Origin of the sequence: Arthrobacter sp. JZ12, from assembly GCF_035189165.1 — a bacterium.
GTDB lineage: Bacteria > Actinomycetota > Actinomycetes > Actinomycetales > Micrococcaceae > Arthrobacter_D.
This window is the reverse complement of sequence record NZ_CP045246.1, coordinates 1353370-1372535: the sequence shown is the minus strand read 5'-3', so window position 1 is coordinate 1372535 and position 19166 is coordinate 1353370. Positions and strand designations below refer to the sequence as shown.

13 protein-coding genes are annotated in these 19166 nt (G+C 64.4%); 6 read left to right on the top strand and 7 right to left on the bottom strand.

Going from position 1 to position 19166, the window contains the following annotated elements; all coding sequences use genetic code 11:
• The first annotated feature begins 84 nt into the window (after positions 1-84).
• Positions 85-1194 carry a polyprenyl synthetase family protein gene (locus tag GC088_RS06385; protein WP_323961465.1) on the top strand — a complete coding sequence of 370 codons (1110 nt, stop codon included), beginning with the start codon at positions 85-87 and terminating at the stop codon, positions 1192-1194.
• A gap of 1 nt (position 1195) precedes the next feature.
• Here GC088_RS06385 and GC088_RS06380 read toward each other — a convergent pair whose 3' ends face one another.
• Positions 1196-1549 carry an Rv2175c family DNA-binding protein gene (locus tag GC088_RS06380; protein ID WP_323961463.1) on the bottom strand — a complete coding sequence of 118 codons (354 nt, stop codon included), beginning with the start codon at positions 1547-1549 and terminating at the stop codon, positions 1196-1198.
• A 249-nt stretch (positions 1550-1798) separates the two neighbouring features.
• Here GC088_RS06380 and GC088_RS06375 point away from each other — a divergent pair, with 249 nt between their 5' ends.
• The gene (locus tag GC088_RS06375) at positions 1799-3346 is read left to right on the top strand and encodes a LysM peptidoglycan-binding domain-containing protein (RefSeq protein ID WP_323961461.1); all 1548 of its coding nucleotides are present in this window, start codon (positions 1799-1801) and stop codon (positions 3344-3346) included.
• Between the two features lie 110 nt (positions 3347-3456).
• Positions 3457-5508, top strand: a complete 2052-nt coding sequence (gene pknB, locus GC088_RS06370) for a Stk1 family PASTA domain-containing Ser/Thr kinase (protein WP_323961459.1) — start codon at positions 3457-3459, stop codon at positions 5506-5508.
• A gap of 60 nt (positions 5509-5568) precedes the next feature.
• Here the strand turns inward: pknB and GC088_RS06365 are convergent, their stop codons facing one another.
• On the bottom strand, positions 5569-6939 hold the full coding sequence (locus tag GC088_RS06365) for a class II 3-deoxy-7-phosphoheptulonate synthase (protein WP_323961457.1): 1371 nt from the start codon (positions 6937-6939) through the stop codon (positions 5569-5571).
• Positions 6940-7005: 66 nt separating this feature from the next.
• The gene (locus tag GC088_RS06360; RefSeq protein ID WP_323961455.1) at positions 7006-7932 is read right to left on the bottom strand and encodes a lysophospholipid acyltransferase family protein; all 927 of its coding nucleotides are present in this window, start codon (positions 7930-7932) and stop codon (positions 7006-7008) included.
• A gap of 166 nt (positions 7933-8098) precedes the next feature.
• On the opposite strand from GC088_RS06360, the gene GC088_RS06355 reads away from it, so the two are divergent.
• Entirely contained in the window at positions 8099-8863 is a 765-nt protein-coding gene (locus GC088_RS06355) for an alpha/beta hydrolase (protein ID WP_323961454.1), read from the top strand.
• Positions 8860-9312: a hypothetical protein gene (locus GC088_RS06350; RefSeq protein ID WP_323961452.1), complete on the top strand. Its 453-nt coding sequence runs from the start codon at positions 8860-8862 to the stop codon at positions 9310-9312. Before GC088_RS06355 ends, GC088_RS06350 begins: the two co-directional genes overlap by 4 nt.
• Positions 9313-9356: 44 nt before the next feature.
• Here the strand turns inward: GC088_RS06350 and GC088_RS06345 are convergent, their stop codons facing one another.
• Positions 9357-10496 (bottom strand): ROK family glucokinase, encoded by a 1140-nt coding sequence (locus tag GC088_RS06345; RefSeq protein WP_323961450.1) that lies wholly within the window; start codon positions 10494-10496, stop codon positions 9357-9359.
• Between the two features lie 156 nt (positions 10497-10652).
• On the opposite strand from GC088_RS06345, the gene GC088_RS06340 reads away from it, so the two are divergent.
• The gene (locus GC088_RS06340) at positions 10653-12473 is read left to right on the top strand and encodes an AMP-dependent synthetase/ligase (protein ID WP_323961448.1); all 1821 of its coding nucleotides are present in this window, start codon (positions 10653-10655) and stop codon (positions 12471-12473) included.
• A 13-nt stretch (positions 12474-12486) separates the two neighbouring features.
• Here the strand turns inward: GC088_RS06340 and GC088_RS06335 are convergent, their stop codons facing one another.
• The 3 genes from GC088_RS06335 to GC088_RS06325 form a co-directional block, all read right to left on the bottom strand.
• On the bottom strand, positions 12487-13899 hold the full coding sequence (locus GC088_RS06335; RefSeq protein ID WP_323961446.1) for a mycothione reductase: 1413 nt from the start codon (positions 13897-13899) through the stop codon (positions 12487-12489).
• Positions 13900-13902: 3 nt separating this feature from the next.
• Positions 13903-15432 (bottom strand): nucleotide-binding protein, encoded by a 1530-nt coding sequence (locus tag GC088_RS06330; RefSeq protein WP_323961444.1) that lies wholly within the window; start codon positions 15430-15432, stop codon positions 13903-13905.
• A gap of 76 nt (positions 15433-15508) precedes the next feature.
• Positions 15509-18913 (bottom strand): pyruvate carboxylase, encoded by a 3405-nt coding sequence (locus GC088_RS06325; RefSeq protein WP_323961442.1) that lies wholly within the window; start codon positions 18911-18913, stop codon positions 15509-15511.
• Positions 18914-19166: the final 253 nt, after the last annotated feature.

The window sequence follows — 19166 nt, the reverse complement described above, 5'->3', positions numbered from 1 at the left end:
CCCATCAGGAATCGGCAGAGCCCCGCATCAAGGCGGGGGCGGACCATCCGCAAGCAGCATCGGCCAACGACCTAGACTGGGGCTATGACTGACGGAATTGCTGCGCCTTCGACACCGGTACATGCCGAACAGGAAGCCTTCCGCCAGTCGCTTGCGGCAGCAGTCACGACCTTCCTGGCCCGTCAGCGCAGCATCCTCTCGTCTGTGTCACCCGACAGTGCCGTCCTGGTGGATTCCATCGAGCGGCTCACGGCCGGTGGCAAGAAACTGCGGCCCCTCCTCTGTTACTGGGGTTGGCGTGGGGCGGGTGGAACCGCGGGCGACGACGGGATCGTCACGGCCGGTCTGTCACTTGAGCTGTTCCAGGCGGCAGCGCTGATGCATGACGACATCATTGACCGCTCGGACTTCCGCCGCGGCGCGCCCAGCGTGCATAAACAGTTCGAGAAACTCCATGCCGACGGCGGCTGGCATCTGGACGGCCAGCGCTTCGGTTCTGCGGCGGCGATCCTTGCCGGTGATCTCTGCCTGTCAATCAGTGAAGAAGCTTTCGCCGCCATCGCCGCACCGATCCCCGCGCTCCAAAGCGCTCGGAGCATTTTCAACCGCATGCGCACCGAGGTTATGGCCGGTCAATACCTGGACCTTCTGGAAGAGGCGGTCGGTCCTGACAGGCGCCCGGCCGACGCGGTCGAGCGGGCCCTCGGAATAGTTCGGTTCAAGTCCGCGAAGTACTCGGTGGAGCATCCCCTCTGCATCGGCGGCGCGCTTGCGGGGGCAGACCCGGCCCTCCTCGCCTCATACTCGGCCTTTGCGTTGCCCCTAGGCGAGGCATTCCAGTTGCGCGATGATCTTCTTGGCGTTTACGGCGATCCGGCTGTCACCGGCAAACCGGCCGGCGACGACCTGCGGGAGGGAAAGCGGACCGTCCTGATCGCGAAGGCTCTGCAGGCTAGCCACCGCGACGAATCACGCGCACTCAACGCCGGCCTGGGCAAGGCCGGACTCACCGACGACGAAGTGAACCATCTGCGGGACATCATCGACCGTTCGGGCGCCCGGGAGGAGGTCGAAGCGCTGATCGCTGAGCTTGCGCGCTCTAGCCACACTGCCTTGGAAACGCTTAGCGTCGATCCGCTGAGCCGGGAAGCCCTGACGGCACTCGCGGAAGCAACGGTAAGCCGGGTTTCCTGAACTACCAGGCGAGCGCCTGCGCGCGGCGACGGATCTCGGTCTTGCGTCCACCCTTGAGTGCATCAATGGGACGTCCGGGAAGGGATTCGTCCTCTGTGAACAGCCAGCGGATGATCTCCTCGTCGGAGAATCCAGAGTCACCGAGGACTGCGATGGTGCCTTTGAGGCTGTCCAGAACGGCATCGTTCACGAGAAATTCTGCAGGTATCGAGCGGATTCCCCGTTCCCCGATCCGAACCGCTACAAGCGCCCTCTCATTCAGGAGTCCATGCACCTTGGTGATGGACAGATCAAGCGCTTCAGCGACGTCGGGAAGGGCGAGCCACTCGCCTACGAGATTCTCCAGAGTTTCCATTCTCTAAGCGTGCCATGGCGAAACCAGTACACTCCACCCCTGCGCCCGACACGCCTAAGAGCCCAAATACAGGTCGTTACACAACTGTTGTGCTATCGCCTGAATGGTGTACATTCACATGAGTCACACAAGTAACAGTAACAACTTGTGTCGCAACTGCACCAAGGGGACGGGGAGCACGGCGCTTTGCCGGTAGTGGCCCTGCCCTGCCATGGGGGCAACCCCGCCGACATAGATGAGGACCAGACCATGACCGCCCAGCGCCCGTCATCGCCGCTGAACGCACCGGCCGCCTGCACTCCAGCCCTCGGTAAGCGCGGACTCGGCATCGCCGTATCCTCCGCCGCGATTCCCGCGGTTGTACTGTCGTCGGTTGCTCTTGCAGCACCCGCCGTTGCCGCTCCGACTCCTGGCCTTACCGCTTACCAGCCGCTGAAGACCATTCCCGCTACGAGTGGTTCCGCAGCATCCGTGATTCCGGCCGCCCTCGTCCCGGCGCAGGTTCCGAGCATGCTTTCCATGCAGAGCACGCCCAGCACCTACGTGGTGCGTGCGGGGGACACGATCAGCGGTATCGCTGCCCGACATGGGCTGGATATGCACGCCGTACTCAAACTGAACGGCCTCAAGATCAACTCGATCATCCACCCGGGCAAGAAGATCAAGCTTTCGGGTGCTTCTGTGAATACTGCGCCCGCGGCGAGGACTGCACCTGCCGGCCAGCGGCCCGCGAGCACATACACCGTCAAGTCCGGGGACACCTTGGGGGCCATCGCCGCGCGCCACGGCGTCAGCCTCGCCTCGGTGCTCAAGGCGAATGGCCTCTCAATGACATCGATCATCCATCCGGGCCAGAAGATCAAACTGTCCGGCTCGTCAGCCGCACCGGCTCCGAAGCCTGCGGCTCCCAAGCCGGCCGCTCCCGCCTCGGCCAGTACTTACGTCGTCAAGCCCGGGGACACCCTCGGCGCCATCGCCGCCCGCCACAAGATCAGCCTCGGCTCCATTCTCTCCGCCAACGGATTTTCCATGAACTCCGTCATCTTCCCGGGCCAGAAAATCAGACTGGCAGGTGTGAAGAGCGCGCCCGCTCCCAAGCCCGCCGCCCCGGCCCCTGCGCCGTCGTCATCCGGCGGGCAATACACCATCAAGCCGGGTGACACGCTGGGCGCAATCGCCGCCCGGCATGGTGTCAGCCTCAGCGCGCTGCTTTCCGCCAACAAGCTGACGGCTTCCACCATCATCTACCCGGGCAAGAAACTCACGATCCCGGGAGGCTCGAAGCCCGCACCAGTGCAGGCGCCCAAGGACCTCGTACCGTCGACCTTCCTTCACTACACCTACCCGGACGCGGTTGTCGCGGAGGCTAACCGGAACAAGCACACGCTCAACAACCTGCCGGCTCCCACGCAGGCGCAGATGAAGGCCATCGTCGCCGATACCGCCCGTAGGATGGGCGTGGATCCCAGCCTCGCTCTCGCCTTTTCCTACCAGGAGTCCGGGTTCAACCAGAGGGCTGTGTCCCCCGCCAACGCGATCGGCGCCATGCAGGTAATTCCGATGTCGGGCCAGTGGGCTTCCGAGCTGGTCGGGCGGAAGCTGAACCTTCTTGACCCCCACGACAACGCAACAGCCGGTGTTGCCATCATCCGTGCTCTGATCCGCAGCAGCCCCAACCTGGACATAGCGATCGCGTCCTACTACCAGGGCCAGTATTCGGTGAAGACCCACGGCATGTTCCCGGACACCAAGAACTACGTGGCGGCGATCAAGGCTCACCAGAAGAATTTCCGGTAAGCCCTCGCGACATCCGGACGGCGGCTGAGCCCTGAACCGACTCGTGTTGGTACGGGCTCAGCCGCCGTTTCACTTAGTATCGAAGGGTGCGGGAGCGACCGAAGGATCCATTGGAAGGTAGCGTCGTCGAAGGACGTTATCTCGTTCACTCTCGGCTCGCGCGCGGCGGCATGTCGACGGTCTACCTGGCTACTGACCAGCGGTTGGAACGGAATGTAGCGCTCAAGGTCCTTCACCCGCACCTCGCGGAGGACGAACACGCCGTCGAGCGCTTCGAGCAGGAAGCCAAGTCGGCCGCGAGGCTTTCGCACCCTCATGTGGTGGGTGTTCTTGACCAGGGCGTCGAGGACGGGCCGGAAGGCAGCCTTGCATACCTCGTGATGGAGTACGTGCCCGGACGCACCCTCAGGGACCTGCTCAGGGAGAAGGGGCGGCTCACGCCGCGGCAGGCGCTTGCGCTGCTTGACCCGGTTCTGGAGGGTCTGGGCGCAGCGCACGACGCCGGCATCATCCATCGCGATGTGAAACCCGAAAACGTGCTTCTTGCGGAGCGCGGAGGCATAAAGATCGCGGATTTCGGGCTCGCCCGTGCAGTTTCAGCGAATACCCATACCGGCACTCTTATCGGCACCGCAGCCTATCTTGCCCCTGAACTGGTTACGGATGGCACGGCCGACGCCCGCAGCGACATCTATTCGACGGGCATCATGCTTTTCGAACTGCTGACCGGGCAACAGCCCTACCATGGGGATTCCCCCATACGGATTGCCTTCCAGCACGCCAACTCCCGCGTTCCTCCTCCATCCCAGTTGGTTCCCGGCCTGGCTGCCGACCTTGATGAACTGGTGCAGTGGTGCACCGCCGTCGACCCTGAAGAGCGCCCTATAGACGGAAACGCCCTCCTCGGGGAACTCCGTCATGTGAGGACCACGCTCAGTGACTTCGAACTGGATGCGGGCACTGAGGAGCAGGTAGGGCCCCAACCCCAGGAGGCGCACCACACCGAAGTCATCGGGGCCGGTGACTCACTCACCGAGGTGGTGGGAATCCCTTCCTCCCCCACCACAGTCATAGGAGCGGGCAATCATCCCGCAACCGTCCTCAGTGGAGATTTAAGTCCCACCTCCGTGATCGGCGCAGCTCCACGTGCACGCCCTGATCGCACCATGGATGGACCCGCAGCGCAGAAGCTTGCGGCACGGGACTTCAAGGCCTATCAGAAAGAACAGGCTCGGGCGGCCCAACGTCCGGCGAAGAGCCTCCGGCGAGGCAACAGCCGACGCAGGAACGCCGTGCTGGTGATCCTGCTGGCACTTCTGGCGATTCTTGCTGCCGCGGCCGGGTGGTTCTTCGGAATGGGACCCGGCGCCTTTGTCGCTGTCCCCGATGTCACGAGTCGGCCGGTGAGCGCCGCCCAGGCCCTGCTCACAGAGGTAGGCCTGTCCTCAAGCACCGACGAAGTCCACTCCGATTCGATCGCAGAGGGCCTCGTCGTTGCGAGCGAACCCGAGGCCCGCACGCAGGTGAGGCCCTGGCAGGATATCCGGTTACTTGTGTCGATCGGACCTGAACTGTTCATGGTGCCCAACACAGTCGGGCTCGCAGAAGCCACCGCAGCTGCGTCCCTGGTTGCGGCCGGTTTCGACCTGGGTGAGGTGACTCGCGAGTTCAGCGAACAGGTGCCTAGCGGCGAGGTGATCGGCTCAACGCCGGCAGGCGGCGAGCAGGTGGCAGCAGGCACCCCCGTTGCTCTCGTGGTGTCCCAGGGTCCCGAACCGATCGATGTCCCCTCATTGGTAGGCCTCACCGAAGCGGAAGCGGTTGCTGCCGTTGAGGCCGCGGGCCTGACCGCGGGCATCGCCGATGAAACGATCAACGACGCCGACGTTCCGGCGGGTTCGGTGGCAACACAGAATCCGCAAGGAGGGCAGCTGACGCGGGGTGAGACGGTCACGCTGACGATCTCAGCCGGACCAAGGCTCGTTCAGGTGCCGGACGTCTTCTCCGAGCCCGAGGCCGACGCTGTCGCGGCGCTCGAAGAAGCCGGCTTCGAGGTGCTGGTCGACTACGCCTTCGGTGTACCGGTGCTCGGGCTGGTAGCCGGGCAGGACCTGACGGGAGAACAGCCCGAAGGCTCCACGGTCACCATCACAGTGACCTGACCTGATGTTTCTGCCCCGTCAGTCCTGACAGCCGCCGGCGGGCAGCTACCGCCGTGACGTTTACCGGCGGGAGAGCGCTCCGGCAACCAGGAACGCCATCTCGAGTGACTGCATGTGGTTCAGGCGAGGATCGCACACCGACTCGTACCGGTCCAGGAAAGCTTCCTGATCGATCGGGTCAGCTCCGCCAAGGCACTCGGCGACGTCGTCGCCCGTCATTTCGACATGCAGGCCGCCGGGGAAGGTTCCAAGCTCGTTGTGCACCTCGAAAAATCCACGGACCTCGTCCATGACGTCGTCGAAGTTGCGGGTCTTGTAGCCGTTCGGCGAGGTGACAGTGTTGCCGTGCATCGGGTCGGTGACCCAGAGCACCTGTGCGCCCGAGTCCGTGACCCGCGATACGAGGTTGGGCAGCTTCTCCCGGATGTTCTTCGCGCCCATGCGGGTGATGAAGGTCAGGCGTCCCGGCTCGCGGTTGGGGTCCAGCTTGTCGATGAGCGCAAGGGCGTCGTCGGGTGAGGTGCCGGGTCCGAGCTTGACTCCAATGGGATTGCGTACGCGCGAGAGGAAATCGACGTGGGCTCCGTCGATGTCCCGGGTCCGCTCTCCGATCCACAGGAAATGTGCGGACGTGTCGTAAGGCAGGCCGGTACGGGAGTCGGTCCGGGTAAGGGCGCGCTCGTAGTCCAGCAGGAGTGCCTCATGGCTCGCGAAGAATTCCACACGCTTCAGCGCGTCGAAGTCGGCACCGCATGCTTCCATGAACCGCACTGCGCGGTCGATCTCCCGGGCCAAAGACTCATACCGGGAGTGCGCAGGGTTCGCTGTGAAGCCCTTGTTCCAGTGATGGACCAGGCGAAGGTCGGCGAAGCCTCCCTGGGTGAACGCACGGATGAGGTTCAAAGTCGATGCCGAGGTGTGGTAAGCCCGGACCATTCGGGACGCGTCATGTCCACGGCTCTCAGGAGTGAATTCGTAGCCGTTCACCATGTCACCGCGGTACGCCGGCAGGGTTACACCTTCCCGCGTCTCATCGTTCGAGGAGCGCGGCTTCGCGAACTGGCCCGCCATCCTGCCCATCTTGATGACAGGCAGTGACGCACCGTAGGTGAGTACAACCGCCATCTGGAGGATGGTCTTCACACGGGCGCTGATCTTGTCGGCGGTGGCGCCGTCGAAAGTTTCAGCACAGTCACCGCCCTGCAGGAGGAACGCCTTCCCCTGGGCGGCGGCCGCAAGCCGCTCCCGAAGCACGTCGACCTCTCCGGCGAAGACGAGAGGTGGAAGCGCAGACAGCTCGGCAAGCGAGGACCTGTGAACTGCCGGGTCCTGCCACGTGGGCTGCTGGGAGATGCTCAACTCCCTCCATCTATCCAGCCCCTGGTCGGAGGCTGTTGAATCGGGAGCGGAGGCCAGGGTTGTTTCGGTCACCGGTTAAGCCTAATGGGTTTGGCGGACGACGGCGGACTCAACCGTCATGAGGGACAGTACCGTCCGTCACACGGCCTTGCTGTCGGGGTTCTCATCGGCCGCCGAACCGTCCGAGATAGGCTCTACGCCGCCTGACGGGCCGGCAGCACGACCGATGGTGCGCACTTCTCCAGGCAGGGGACTTTCCGCACTGGGAGGGAGGGACGAATCCGTTGCCGGTTCCGTACTGCGATCGGGCACTGCTCCCTCGAGCCGCACCGCGGCCTGGCGAACCGGGTCGACGGGTCGCTGAGGCTTTTTCCCGGCCGTCTTTGCCCCGGCGAGGCGCTCCTTCACGCTGCTCGCGTACACGTCCACGTACTCCTGGCCGGAGAGCCGCATGAGCTCGTACATGATTTCGTCGGTGACTGAACGCTGCACGAACCGGTCATCGGCCATGCCTGCGTAACGGCGGAAATCCATGGGTTCTCCCACAATGATCCCGATGCGGCGGATGTTGGGGATCTTACGTCCGATCGGCTGGACCTTGTCGGTACCGATCATGGCGATCGGAATGACCGGCACGCCGGTTGCCAGGATGAGCTTAGCGACACCGGTCTTTCCGCGGTAGAGCCGTCCATCGGGACTACGTGTTCCCTCGGGGTAGATGCCGAGAAGTCCGCCGCCCTTCAGTACCTCCTCACCTGCTGAAAGCGAGGTGGCGGATGCAGCACCTCCCGACCTGTCCATCGGCAACTGGTTGGAAAGCCTGAAGAAGGCAGCCGTGAGCTTGCCCTTGATCCCCTTGCCGGAGAAGTACTCGGACTTCGCGAGAAAAACGACGGGACGCGGCACCGCCAACGGCAGGAAGATGGAATCGGAAAAGGAAAGGTGATTACTCACGAGCACCGCCGGACCGTTTGCCGGGATGTTGTCCAGTCCCTTCACCCACGGCCTGAACAGGAGATTCACAAGCGGACCAAGGATGATCCGCTTCATGATCCAGTAGAACACTCTGCCAGCCTTCCTGCGAGGATGTTCCCGGTACCTGGAGACGCACCTACCGTGCGTCCGGAATCTACCATGCGTCCGGAACGGGCTTCTTGAACACTACTCTACGGGCGGACACCGCTCGCGGTGTCACTGGCCGCCTGAATTACGCAATGACACCATTGCACTCATGACGGCAGATCCCGCAATTGCAGCGTTCTCTTCCGAGGGCAACGGCGACCATGGTCGGATCGGCGTGCTTCTTAGCCACGGCTTCACCGGATCGCCCGCCAGCCTCATCGACTGGGCCCGCTACCTCGCCGATCAGGGTTTCGCTGTCCGGCTCCCCCTTCTTGCCGGACATGGCACTACCTGGCAGGAACTCGCCCGCACGCCCTGGCTGCGCTGGTACGACGGCGTGGAAGCCGCCTACCGTGAGCTCGCGCAGAATACCGACGCCGTGGTCGTGGCTGGACTGTCCATGGGTGGGGCTCTCGCGCTGCGGCTGGCCGCGCTGGAACCGGTGGCCGGCGTCGTCGTCGTGAATCCCGGCCTGACTTTCACCGACCCGCGAGCCCGGTACGCAGGCTTGCTGAAGTATCTGCTGAGGTCAGTGCCCGCCATCGGCAACGACATCCGGCTGGAAGGCGCAGACGAGCGCGCCTACGCCCGCACTCCGGTGGCTGCGGTCCACCAACTATCCCAACTTTTCCGCGATACGACCGCACGACTGCCGCAGGTCACAGCACCGACCCTGGTATTTCGGTCGAGCGTGGACAGAATTGTTCCGGAAAGCAGCATTGAGGTGCTGAGACAGCACATCGGAAGCGCAGATTTTGAGATAATACGACTGGAGAACAGTTACCACGTGGCCACCATGGACCATGACCGGGAGCTCATCTTCGAGCGCTCCGCAGCATTCATCAAGAACGTGACGGCAGGTACCACCGCATGAGTCCCCGACCACAAGAACCGAACGAGTCGACGGACGACGCCATTTGGCAGGACCTTGTGGCCCGTCTGGAGAACACCCCGAGCAGCAGCATCGATCCCGAGGCCGGCTCCCCCAGCGGCACCACAGCGGAGGAACGGGTTCGGGCAATCTTCGAAGCCCAGCCCGCCCTCGACGCCGGCGGTCCACGCGACTATACGGCTGCAGACGATGACGAGAGCTATCAGCCGCCCGAACCTCCCGCGCTGGGCGTAGGCGACCCGCTGGTGGTCCTGGCCTGGCTTGGCGCGGTTTGCGGCCCGATTTCCCTGGTGCTCATCACCATGTTCTGGCGGTCCGCGCCCAGCAGCGTGATGCTCGGCATCGTGGCCGTTGTGATCGCCAGCGTAAGCTTCCTGATCTTCCGGCTGCCGAAGACCCGCGATTACGACGACGACGGCGCGGCGGTCTAGCGCACCGCTCACCCACCGTGCGGGGTTAGCTTGGCGTGGAGTTACTACGGGCGTCGGTCGCTCCAGCGTCCGGAACCCGCCGTGCCATAAGGCCGGCCCAACAGCGGACGGTGGCGGATTCTTGAGAGGTCTGCCGCACCCACAAGACCCGCGTCCGGTCCGAGGGCTGCCGCAATGATGCGTGCGGCCGGCCGGAAGCCCCGCCCGGTGAGGTTGCGTTCGAACGTCCTGCGCGCCGGGTCGATCAGTAGTTCTCCGGCCGCTCCCAATCCGCCCCCGATCACGAACGTCCCCGGGTCCAGGGCAGCAGCCAGATTCGCCAGGCCAACCCCGAGCCACTGTCCGACGTCCTCGATCAGCTCCCGGCACGTCGGGTCGCCCTTGAGCGCCAGGCGGGTGACGACGGCGCCGGTGATGGCGTCCACATCACCCCGAACTTCGTGCAGCAGGGTCTGTGCGACCGGAGAGTTGGCCGCGGCAAGCTCACGGGCTTCCCTGCCGAGGGCGTTGCCGGATGCGTACTGCTCCCAGCAGCCGCGGTTGCCGCATTCGCAGCGGTGACCGTTGGGGACGATAATCTGGTGGCCGAACTCCCCTGCCACCCCGTGCCGTCCCCGTTCGAGCACACCGTCCATGATCATGGCTCCGCCGATTCCAGTGCCGAGCGTGATGAGCACAAGTCTGGGCTCGCCGCGGCCGGAACCGAAGCGCCATTCAGCCCAGGCCGCGGCATCTGCGTCGTTCAGGACGGTGACGCGCCGGCGTAGTGCCTTCTCAAGGTTCGCCCTCAGCGGCTCGTTGCGCCAGGCAAGGTGCGGGCTGAAGAGAACAGTCCCGTTGTCCAGGTCCATCCACCCCGCCGCGCCGATCCCGACAGAGCGAATCCGCCGCCCCCGGCCAAGCTCGTCCACCAGGTCAACGATGACCGATTCCACTGCCCGCGGATCAGAACCGGGCGTCTCCCAGCGAGCGGACGCCACAATTTCACCCGCTGGATCGACGACGCCGGCTGCAACCTTGGTGCCTCCGATATCGATGCCTATCGCAAGGCCCCGGGTTCGCAACGGGCGCGGGGCATACCGGGCGCTTGCGGCGTCGGGCGCGCGCCCGGTCCGGCGGTATGCATCGAAGACACGTCGTGACCCCTGGTACCCCGGCCCGCCGCCCTCTGGTCCTTCGTGCATGAAGCGCCGGCCTCCCGCCGTCGTTCTGGGCTCGCCGCAAGATGGGCGGCCGATCACCGTTACCGTTTCGTAGATTACTGGGAAGGAAGTGGCTGCGGGAAAAGCTATAGGCTAGAAACGTCCCTCAATTTGTGACGTAGATCAAAGGAGATATCCGTGCGCGAATTCAGCGTTCCGGCCAGGGTCCAGGTGCCTCGGGACAGCAACACCACCGAACTGGTGATGAAGCAGGCCCGCAAGGCAAGCAACCCAGCCCTGTTCGCCACCAAGGACGCTTCAGGGCAATGGTCCGACGTGCGCGCTGTCGACTTTCTCTCGGATGTCCAGGTACTCGCCAAGGGCCTGATCGCTTCAGGCGTCGGTGCCGGGGACAGGGTGGCCATCATGGCGCGCACCCGATATGAGTGGGCGTTGGTGGACTTCGCAATCTGGTTCGCCGGCGGCGTCTCCGTGCCGGTCTATGAGACCTCCTCGCCGTCACAGGTTGCCTGGATCCTCGGAGACTCCGGCGCGATAGCTGCGTTCGTCGAGTCCGGCCGGCATGAGAACGTGGTGCGGCAAGCCGTCGCCGCCGAGAAGCTCGAGGGTTTCACTGATGTATGGCAGTTCGACGGTGGAGGCCTGGACAGGCTGCGAGCCGCTGGAACCGACGTTGACGATGCAACGCTGGAGGAGCGCCGCACAGCCGCCGGCCTCGATGACCTCGCGACGATCATCTACACCTCGGGCACAACGGGAAAGCCCAAGGGCTGCGAATTGACGCACGGCAACTTCGTGGAGCTGGCAGAGAACGCTGCAGCGTCGCTGCCCGAGGTTGCACACGAGGGTGCGCAGACCATCATGTTCCTTCCGCTGGCGCACGTTTTTGCTCGATTCATCTCTGTGCTGTGCGTTGCGGCCGGAGCAACCGTGGCGCACACCCCTGACGTCAAGAACCTGCTACCTGATCTGCAGAGCTACAAGCCCACCTTCATCCTGGCCGTGCCGCGCGTCTTCGAGAAGGTGTACAACAACTCGATGCTCAAGGCCGAGGACGGCGGCAAGGGCAAGATCTTCCATGCCGGCGCCGACGTCGCCATCGCCTGGTCCAAGGCTGAGCAGGCAGGCAAGGTGGGCCTCGGGTTGAAGGTCAAGCACGCGATTTTCGACAAGCTGCTGTACAGCAAGATCCGCACGGCCATGGGTGGCAGGGTGCAACACGCCGTGTCTGGAGGGGCTCCGCTGGGCGACAGGCTCGGCCACTTCTTCCACGGCATCGGACTGATGGTGCTTGAGGGGTATGGGCTCACGGAGACCACGGCACCGATCTCCGTGAACACGCCCCAGAAGATCAAGATCGGTACCGTCGGGGCGCCACTCCCCGGGAACGCGGTGAAGATTGCCGACGACGGCGAGATCCTCGCCAAGGGCGTCTGCGTGCTGAGGGGCTACTTCAAGCGGCCCGACCTCACCGAGGAAGCCTTCACCGACGGCTGGTTCCACACCGGTGATATCGGCCAGCTCGACGACGACGGCTTCCTGAGCATCACCGGACGGAAGAAGGAAATCATCGTCACCGCCGGCGGGAAGAACGTCATCCCGGCCCATCTCGAGGACACTATCCGCGCCAATGCACTCGTCTCGCAGTGCGTGGTGCTGGGAGACCAGAAGCCTTTCATCTCCGCGCTGATCACCCTCGACGAGGAGGCTCTGCCGGGCTGGCTTGAGCGGCACAACCTGCCCGCGGAAACCACTATGGCGGAAGCGGCAAGGCATTCCGCGGTGCAGGCCGAGATTCAGTCCCTGGTGGACGCGGCAAACGAATCGGTCTCGCAGGCAGAGGCAATCAAGGTCTTCCGCATTGTGGACCGCGATTTCACTGAAGCCAGCGGGCACCTCACGCCCTCGATGAAGATCAAACGAGCACAGGTGCTGGCGGACTACTCCACTCTGGTGGATGAGATCTACGCACAGCCGCGCACGCAGCAGAACGTCTGACAGCCGCCCCGGACTAGGTGGAGGGTGCCTTCAGCGAGAGCAGGGCATTCTCCACCACTTCGGACAGCGCCGGATGGATCCAGTACTGGCCGCGCGCCATAGTGAAGGCGTCGAGCCCGAAGTGCATGGCCTGGATGACCGGCTGGATAAGGTTGGATGCTTCATGGCCGAGGATGTGTGCCCCCAGGAGTGTCCCGGTGTCTTCCTCGGCGATCAGTTTCACGAACCCGATCTGGTCCTCCATCGCCCATCCATAGGCAGTTGATCCGTATTGTTGAACCGCCACGAGCACCCGGGAGCCGGTCTTTTCCGCCCGTTCCAGGGCTTGCTCCTCAGTGAGGCCGACCGTGGCAATCTGCGGCCGGGTGAACACTGCGGCAGGGACATACCGATGGTCGCTCGTGCGCAGCGCATCGGGATGCAGCAGATTGTGGGACACAACTCGCGCCTCATGGTTGGCCACGTGCTTCAGCTGGAACGGACTGGAGATATCTCCCAGTGCCCACATGCCCGGGACGGGCTGACCGTCGCGAAGTACCCGCTGGAAAGCATCAACTGCCACACGGCCGTCGTCGGTCAGATCGAAACCGACATCCGCAGCTCCCACCCGGTCGCTGTTGGGCGTACGGCCCGTCGCGACCAGCACGACGTCGGACTCGACGTCGATCTCTGTCCCGTCCGGTCCTGCGATTGTTGCCATCACCGATCCGTCAGCGTTTGCCGCTACTGACCGGACATGGTGCTCCCGCAGTACGGTCCACTGTGTCTGGGCAACCCGGGTGAACTCCTCCGAGAGCGTTCCGTCGAGAGCGCGGAGGAGCTGGGCTGACCGGGCGACCATTGTCACGTCCGTGCCGAGGGCGGAAAAGATGTGGGCGAATTCAGCTGCGATGTATCCCCCGCCGATGATCAGCATGCGTCGGGGCTGCTGATCCAGCCGCATCACTGTGTCGGAGGTGTGCACCTGCGGCAGGTCCAGTCCGGGGATATCTGGCACCACTGGTCGCGAGCCCGCCGCTATCACCACCTGGTCAGCGGTGATTTCCCCACCGGAGGCCGTGACAATCGTCCTGTCAGCGGTTAGGCGCACCTCCTCCTCGTAGAGGTCCACGTGTTCGAGCTCATCCGCACGGTAGACCCGACCGGCATCAGAAATGCTGTCAATGCGCATGAAAATGCGGTCCCGCAACTCACTCCACCGTGTGCCGGTGAACTGCAAGTCGACTCCCAGGCGGCGGGCATCTTCGCTGGCACGGGCAAGGTCAGCCGGATAGACGAACATCTTCGTGGGGATGCATCCCACGTTCAGGCAGGTGCCGCCGAAGGTGCCGCCCTCGACAATGGCAATCTTCTTGTTGTCCCACTCGGGCGTGACGAGTGTGTTTCCGGAGCCGGAACCGATGATCGCCAGGTCGTAGTGAACCACGGGTCAGTGCAGCTGGTCCACGACGAGGGCAGCAAGCTCGATTACCGCATCCTGGGTCTTCGGCTGGAGCTTGGCCAGCTCGATCCGGGATCCCTCGGCCAGGTGGCGGTCGTATGGAATCCGCACCACGGTGTTGACGCGTGAGCGGAAGTGCTCCTCGATCTCGTCGACGTTCACCTCGGTCCGGTTGCCGGAAGACATGTTGACCACAACGATTGCCTTCTCCACCAGATCGTGGCGGCCGTGGGCCTCGAGCCAGGAGAGCGTCTCGGAAGCCAACCGCGCCTCGTCGACGCTGCCGCCCGAAACCAGCACCACGGCGTCGGCCTTCTCCAGGGTGCCCTTCATCACGGAATGGACCATTCCGGTACCTGAGTCCGTCAGGACGATGGAGTAGTACCTGCCCAAAATGTCCGTCACGGCGCGGTAGTCGGCGTCGTCGAATGCCTGTGCAATTGCTGGATCGGTATCCGACGCCAGAACGTGAAGCCGGGAACCATCCCGCGCCACGTAACTGGACAGCTGCGCGAATGAGTCCACCATAAACCGGTTCTGGACCAACTGGCGTGCGGTGAAGTCTGCCCTGCCCGGAGAACGGTCGGAGAGGGTGCCGCGGTCGGGATTCGCGTCCATGGCGATGATGCGGTCCTCGCGGAGGTCAGCAAGCGCCATGCCGAGAAGGGTGGTCACAGTTGTCTTGCCCACGCCACCCTTGCGGGACAGTACGGGAACATAGCGGGTCCTCTCCCCCAGCCGCACCGATACGCGGTGTTCGAGGGCACGGCGGATCCGGATGGCGTCGGAGTCGCCCAGGTTCACGTAACCGAAAGTCGCCTTATAGAGCCACAGCCGCCACCCGCCCACGGGCGGACGCTGCTGGGAGGTGAGCAGTCGCTCAGGGGTCAATGACGACGCCGGCTCAGGCCCTTCCTCCTTGTCCCGACGGGCGCTGCGGTCTGCCGCCGGGGCAACTGCCGGCGCTGTTGTCGGGTCCTGGGCCTGCTCGGTCCGCCCGGTCGACGGCGTCCATCCGGTCGCGTCGTCGTCCGCCAGTCGGACATCTGTGTCTGCCAGCGTCAGGTCGCCGGGCTCCGCGGGATGCTGCCCGGAAAACTGATCCGCGGGGAACTGTGCGGCCGGGAACTGCGCGGCCGGGGACTGGTCAGCGGAGAACTGTGAGACACCGATGTTTGGAAGCCTGTCGGGCATAGGCACCTGAACCACGGACGGGCCGGTGACGGGCTCAACTCCAAACGCCGACCCCGGATCTGTAGCTTGCTCCGCACCTGGTTCGGCTGCCTCTGAACTCAGCGTAAATTCCTGCTCTGCCTGGACAGCTTCCGGTTGGACAGCTTCCGGTTGAACGCCGGCCGAGGTAGCAGGCGGCTTACCTTCGCCTGCTACCTGGCCTTCATTGTGATTGCCATCGGTTGCTTCGGCCGGGTTGCCCGAAGCTTCCTGCGAACCTGCCGGTTCCTGCACGTCCTGGTGCGCCCCGGGTGACTGATGTGCCGGCTTCTTGTCGTTCGCCATGGTTCCTCACGCTCGCTCAACGCCCGCAGCGGAAGCTGCAGGTAATTCTGCCTCACCTTAGCGCAGGCTACCCCCGTCAGGTGGGGTCGATGACCAGGAGGAGGTCACCTCCGTGGACCTGTTCGACGGCGTTGATCGCTACCCGGCGGACGGTGCCTCCGACGGTGGTGGTGATGCCGGCTTCCATTTTCATTGCTTCGATGGTTGCCACGGTGTCTCCGGCCTTGACGGTGTCGCCCTCGGTGACGCCGACGGTGACGGCGCCGGCGAACGGGGCTGCGATCTGTCCGGGCTGGGTGGGGTCGGCTTTCTCGGCTGCCTTGACGTCGGTGTGCACGCTGCGGTCGCGCACGCTTACGGGACGCATCTGCCCGTTGAGCGTGCACAGTACGGTGCGCATGCCCTTCTCATCCGGGTCGGACACCGCTTCAAGAGTGGCGATGAGGCGCACGCCCTTTTCCAGCTGAATGACATGCTCGCTGCCGTGCTGCAGGCCGTAGAGGTAGTCCCGGGTATCCAGGACGGACACGTCGCCGTAGGTGCGGCGGGTGTTCTCGAATTCCTTGGTGGGACCGGCGAACAGCAACCGGTTCAGCGCCTTCCGCCGGGTGGCAGAATCGCCCGCCAGTGCCTGCTGGTCCTCGGGGTTGAGTTGGACATCGCGAACCTTGACGGTGCGCCCCTGCAGGGCTTTGGTGCGGAACGGTTCCGGCCACCCACCGGGCGGGTCGCCGAGTTCACCGCTGAGGAACCCGATCACCGAGTCGGGGATGTCGAAGTTCTGCGGGTTCTCCTCGAAGGCTGCCGGGTCCACGTTCGAGCCGACCAGCTGCAGGGCTAGGTCTCCCACGACCTTGGAGGAGGGGGTGACCTTGACCAGGCGACCGAGCATCCGGTCCGCGGCCGTGTACATGTCCTCCACGGCTTCGAACCGCTCCCCCAGCCCGAGGGCGATGGCCTGCTGGCGCAGGTTCGACAGCTGCCCGCCCGGGATCTCATGGCGGTAAACCCGGCCCGTGGGCCCGGGGAGTCCGGACTCGAACGGGGCGTAGACCCGGCGCACCGCTTCCCAGTACGGCTCCATCGAGCTCACGTCCTCCAGCGACATGCCGGTGTCACGTTCGGTGTGCGCAAGAGCTGCGACCAGGGCCGACGCGGCCGGCTGGCTGGTGGTACCCGCCAGCGACGCGCTGGCCACGTCCACAGCATCTACACCAACGTTCGAAGCTGCCAGCAGCGTGGCCAGCTGGCCTCCCGCGGTGTCATGGGTGTGCAGGTGAACCGGCAGGTCAAACCGCTCCCGCAAAGCGGTGACCAGCTTCGCCGCAGCGGCCGGGCGCAGCAGCCCGGCCATGTCCTTGATCGCCAGGATGTGCGCGCCGGCGTCGACAATCCGCTGCGCCAGGTCCAGGTAGTAATCCAGGGTGTAGAGCTTCTCGGCCGGATCAAGCATGTCTGAGGTGTAGCAGAGGGCGACCTCGGCCACCGCCGTCCCGGTTTCCCGGACCGCACGGATAGCAGGTTCCATCTGCGAGACATCGTTGAGGGCATCGAAAATGCGGAAAATATCTATGCCGGTCGCCGCGGCCTCCTGCACGAACGCCCGGGTCACCTCTTCCGGGTACGGGGTGTAACCGACAGTATTGCGTCCGCGCAGCAGCATCTGCAGGCAGATGTTCGGCAGCTCGGCGCGCAGCGCGGCCAACCGCTCCCACGGATCCTCGCCCAAGAAGCGCAGCGCGACGTCGTAGGTGGCACCGCCCCAAGCCTCCACCGAGAGCAGCTGCGGCATCTTCGCCGACACCGCCCGCCCCGCCGCGACCAGGTCACGGGTGCGCACCCGGGTAGCCAGCAGCGACTGATGCGCATCCCGGAAGGTGGTGTCCGTGACCGCCAGTGCGGTCTGCGCCCGCAATTCCGCGGCGAAGCCCTCCGGCCCCAGTTCCAGCAGACGCTGCCGCGAGCCAGGCACCATAGCCGCGTTATCCGCGATCTTGGGAAGCTTCTCCGCCGGGTCCAGCTCCACCGTCAACTCACCATTGGGCTTGTTCACCGTGACATCAGCCAGCCAGCTCAGCAGCTTCGTACCCCGGTCCGCCGGCACGCGCGCGGTCAACAACTCCGGCCGCTCATCAATGAACGACGTTGCAACGTTACCGGCGATGAAGTCCGGATCATCGAGCACTGCCTGCAGGAAGGAAATGTTCGTGGACACACCACGCACCCGGAACTCCGCCAGAGCGCGCCGGGCCCGGCGCACCGCCGACTCATAGTCCCGGCCCCGACAGGTCAGCTTCACCAGCATCGAGTCAAAATGCGGGCTGATCTCCGCACCGGCATACACGGTGCCGCCATCCAACCGCACCCCCGCGCCGCCAGCCGAACGGTACGCGGCGATCCGGCCGACATCCGGCCGGAACCCGTTCGCCGGGTCCTCCGTGGTGATGCGGGACTGCAACGCCGCACCCCGCAACCGAACCGTCTCCTGCGACAAGCCCAAATCGGCCAGGGTCTCCCCTGCCGCGATGCGCAGCTGCGACTGCACCAGGTCCACGTCGGTGACCTCCTCAGTCACCGTGTGCTCCACCTGGATGCGCGGGTTCATCTCAATGAACACGTGCTGACCGGCACGCTCACCGGCAGTGTCCACCAGGAACTCCACGGTGCCCGCGTTGACGTAGTTCAGTTCCTTCGCGAAAGCCACAGCGTCCCGGTATAGCGCCTGGCGGATGCTCTCATCCAGGTTCGGGGCAGGGGCGATCTCAATGACTTTCTGGTGCCGGCGCTGCAGTGAACAGTCCCGCTCGAAGAGGTGCATGACGTTACCCTCCGCGTCGGCGAGGATCTGAACCTCGATATGACGCGGGCGCAGCACCGCCTGCTCCAGGAACATCGTCGGATCACCGAACGCTGAATCCGCTTCGCGCATCGCCGACTCCAGTGCCTCACGCAGGCTCTCCCGGGACTCCACCCGACGCATCCCGCGCCCACCACCACCGGCCACCGCCTTCGCGAAGATCGGGAACCCGATCTCATCCGCAGCAGCAAGCAGCTCATCAATATCAGCACTGGGCTTCGACGACTTCAGGACCGGGATGCCGGCCTTACGCGCCGCCTCAAGCGCGCGGACCTTATTACCGGCCAGTTCCAGCACCTCCGCCGGCGGGCCCACAAAAGTAATACCGGCGTCGGCCGCTGCCCGTGCAAGATTAGGGTTCTCTGACAGGAAGCCATACCCCGGATAAATCGCATCACAGCCCGCGTCCTTGGCAACCCGCACAATCTCGTCAACATCCAGGTACGCCCGGACCGGGTGGCCCTTCTCACCGATCAGATACGCCTCGTCCGCCTTCTGCCGGTGAATCGAGTTACGGTCCTCATGCGGGAACACAGCGACCGTCTTGGCGCCGATTTCAAAACCCGCCCGAAAAGCGCGGATGGCGATTTCGCCACGGTTGGCTACCAGAATCTTCGAGAACATTGCACTCCTGCGCTTTCGCGGGTCAATGACTGACAACTTAGCGTCCCCAGCCTACATTTTGTCGCTCAGGTCACAGTAATCGAGGTCACATTCGCGGTCATGTGGGAAAGGGGTGGTGTTCGCCCGGCTCTTCACGACTATCGAAGCTTCTTTCCGACTGCCGCCGAGCCGTGTTCGTACGATGTTCGGGTCCACCTATGATGAGTAGGTGTGCGGGCACAGAGATCCTGCGGTATGGCACTCAAACGTTAGG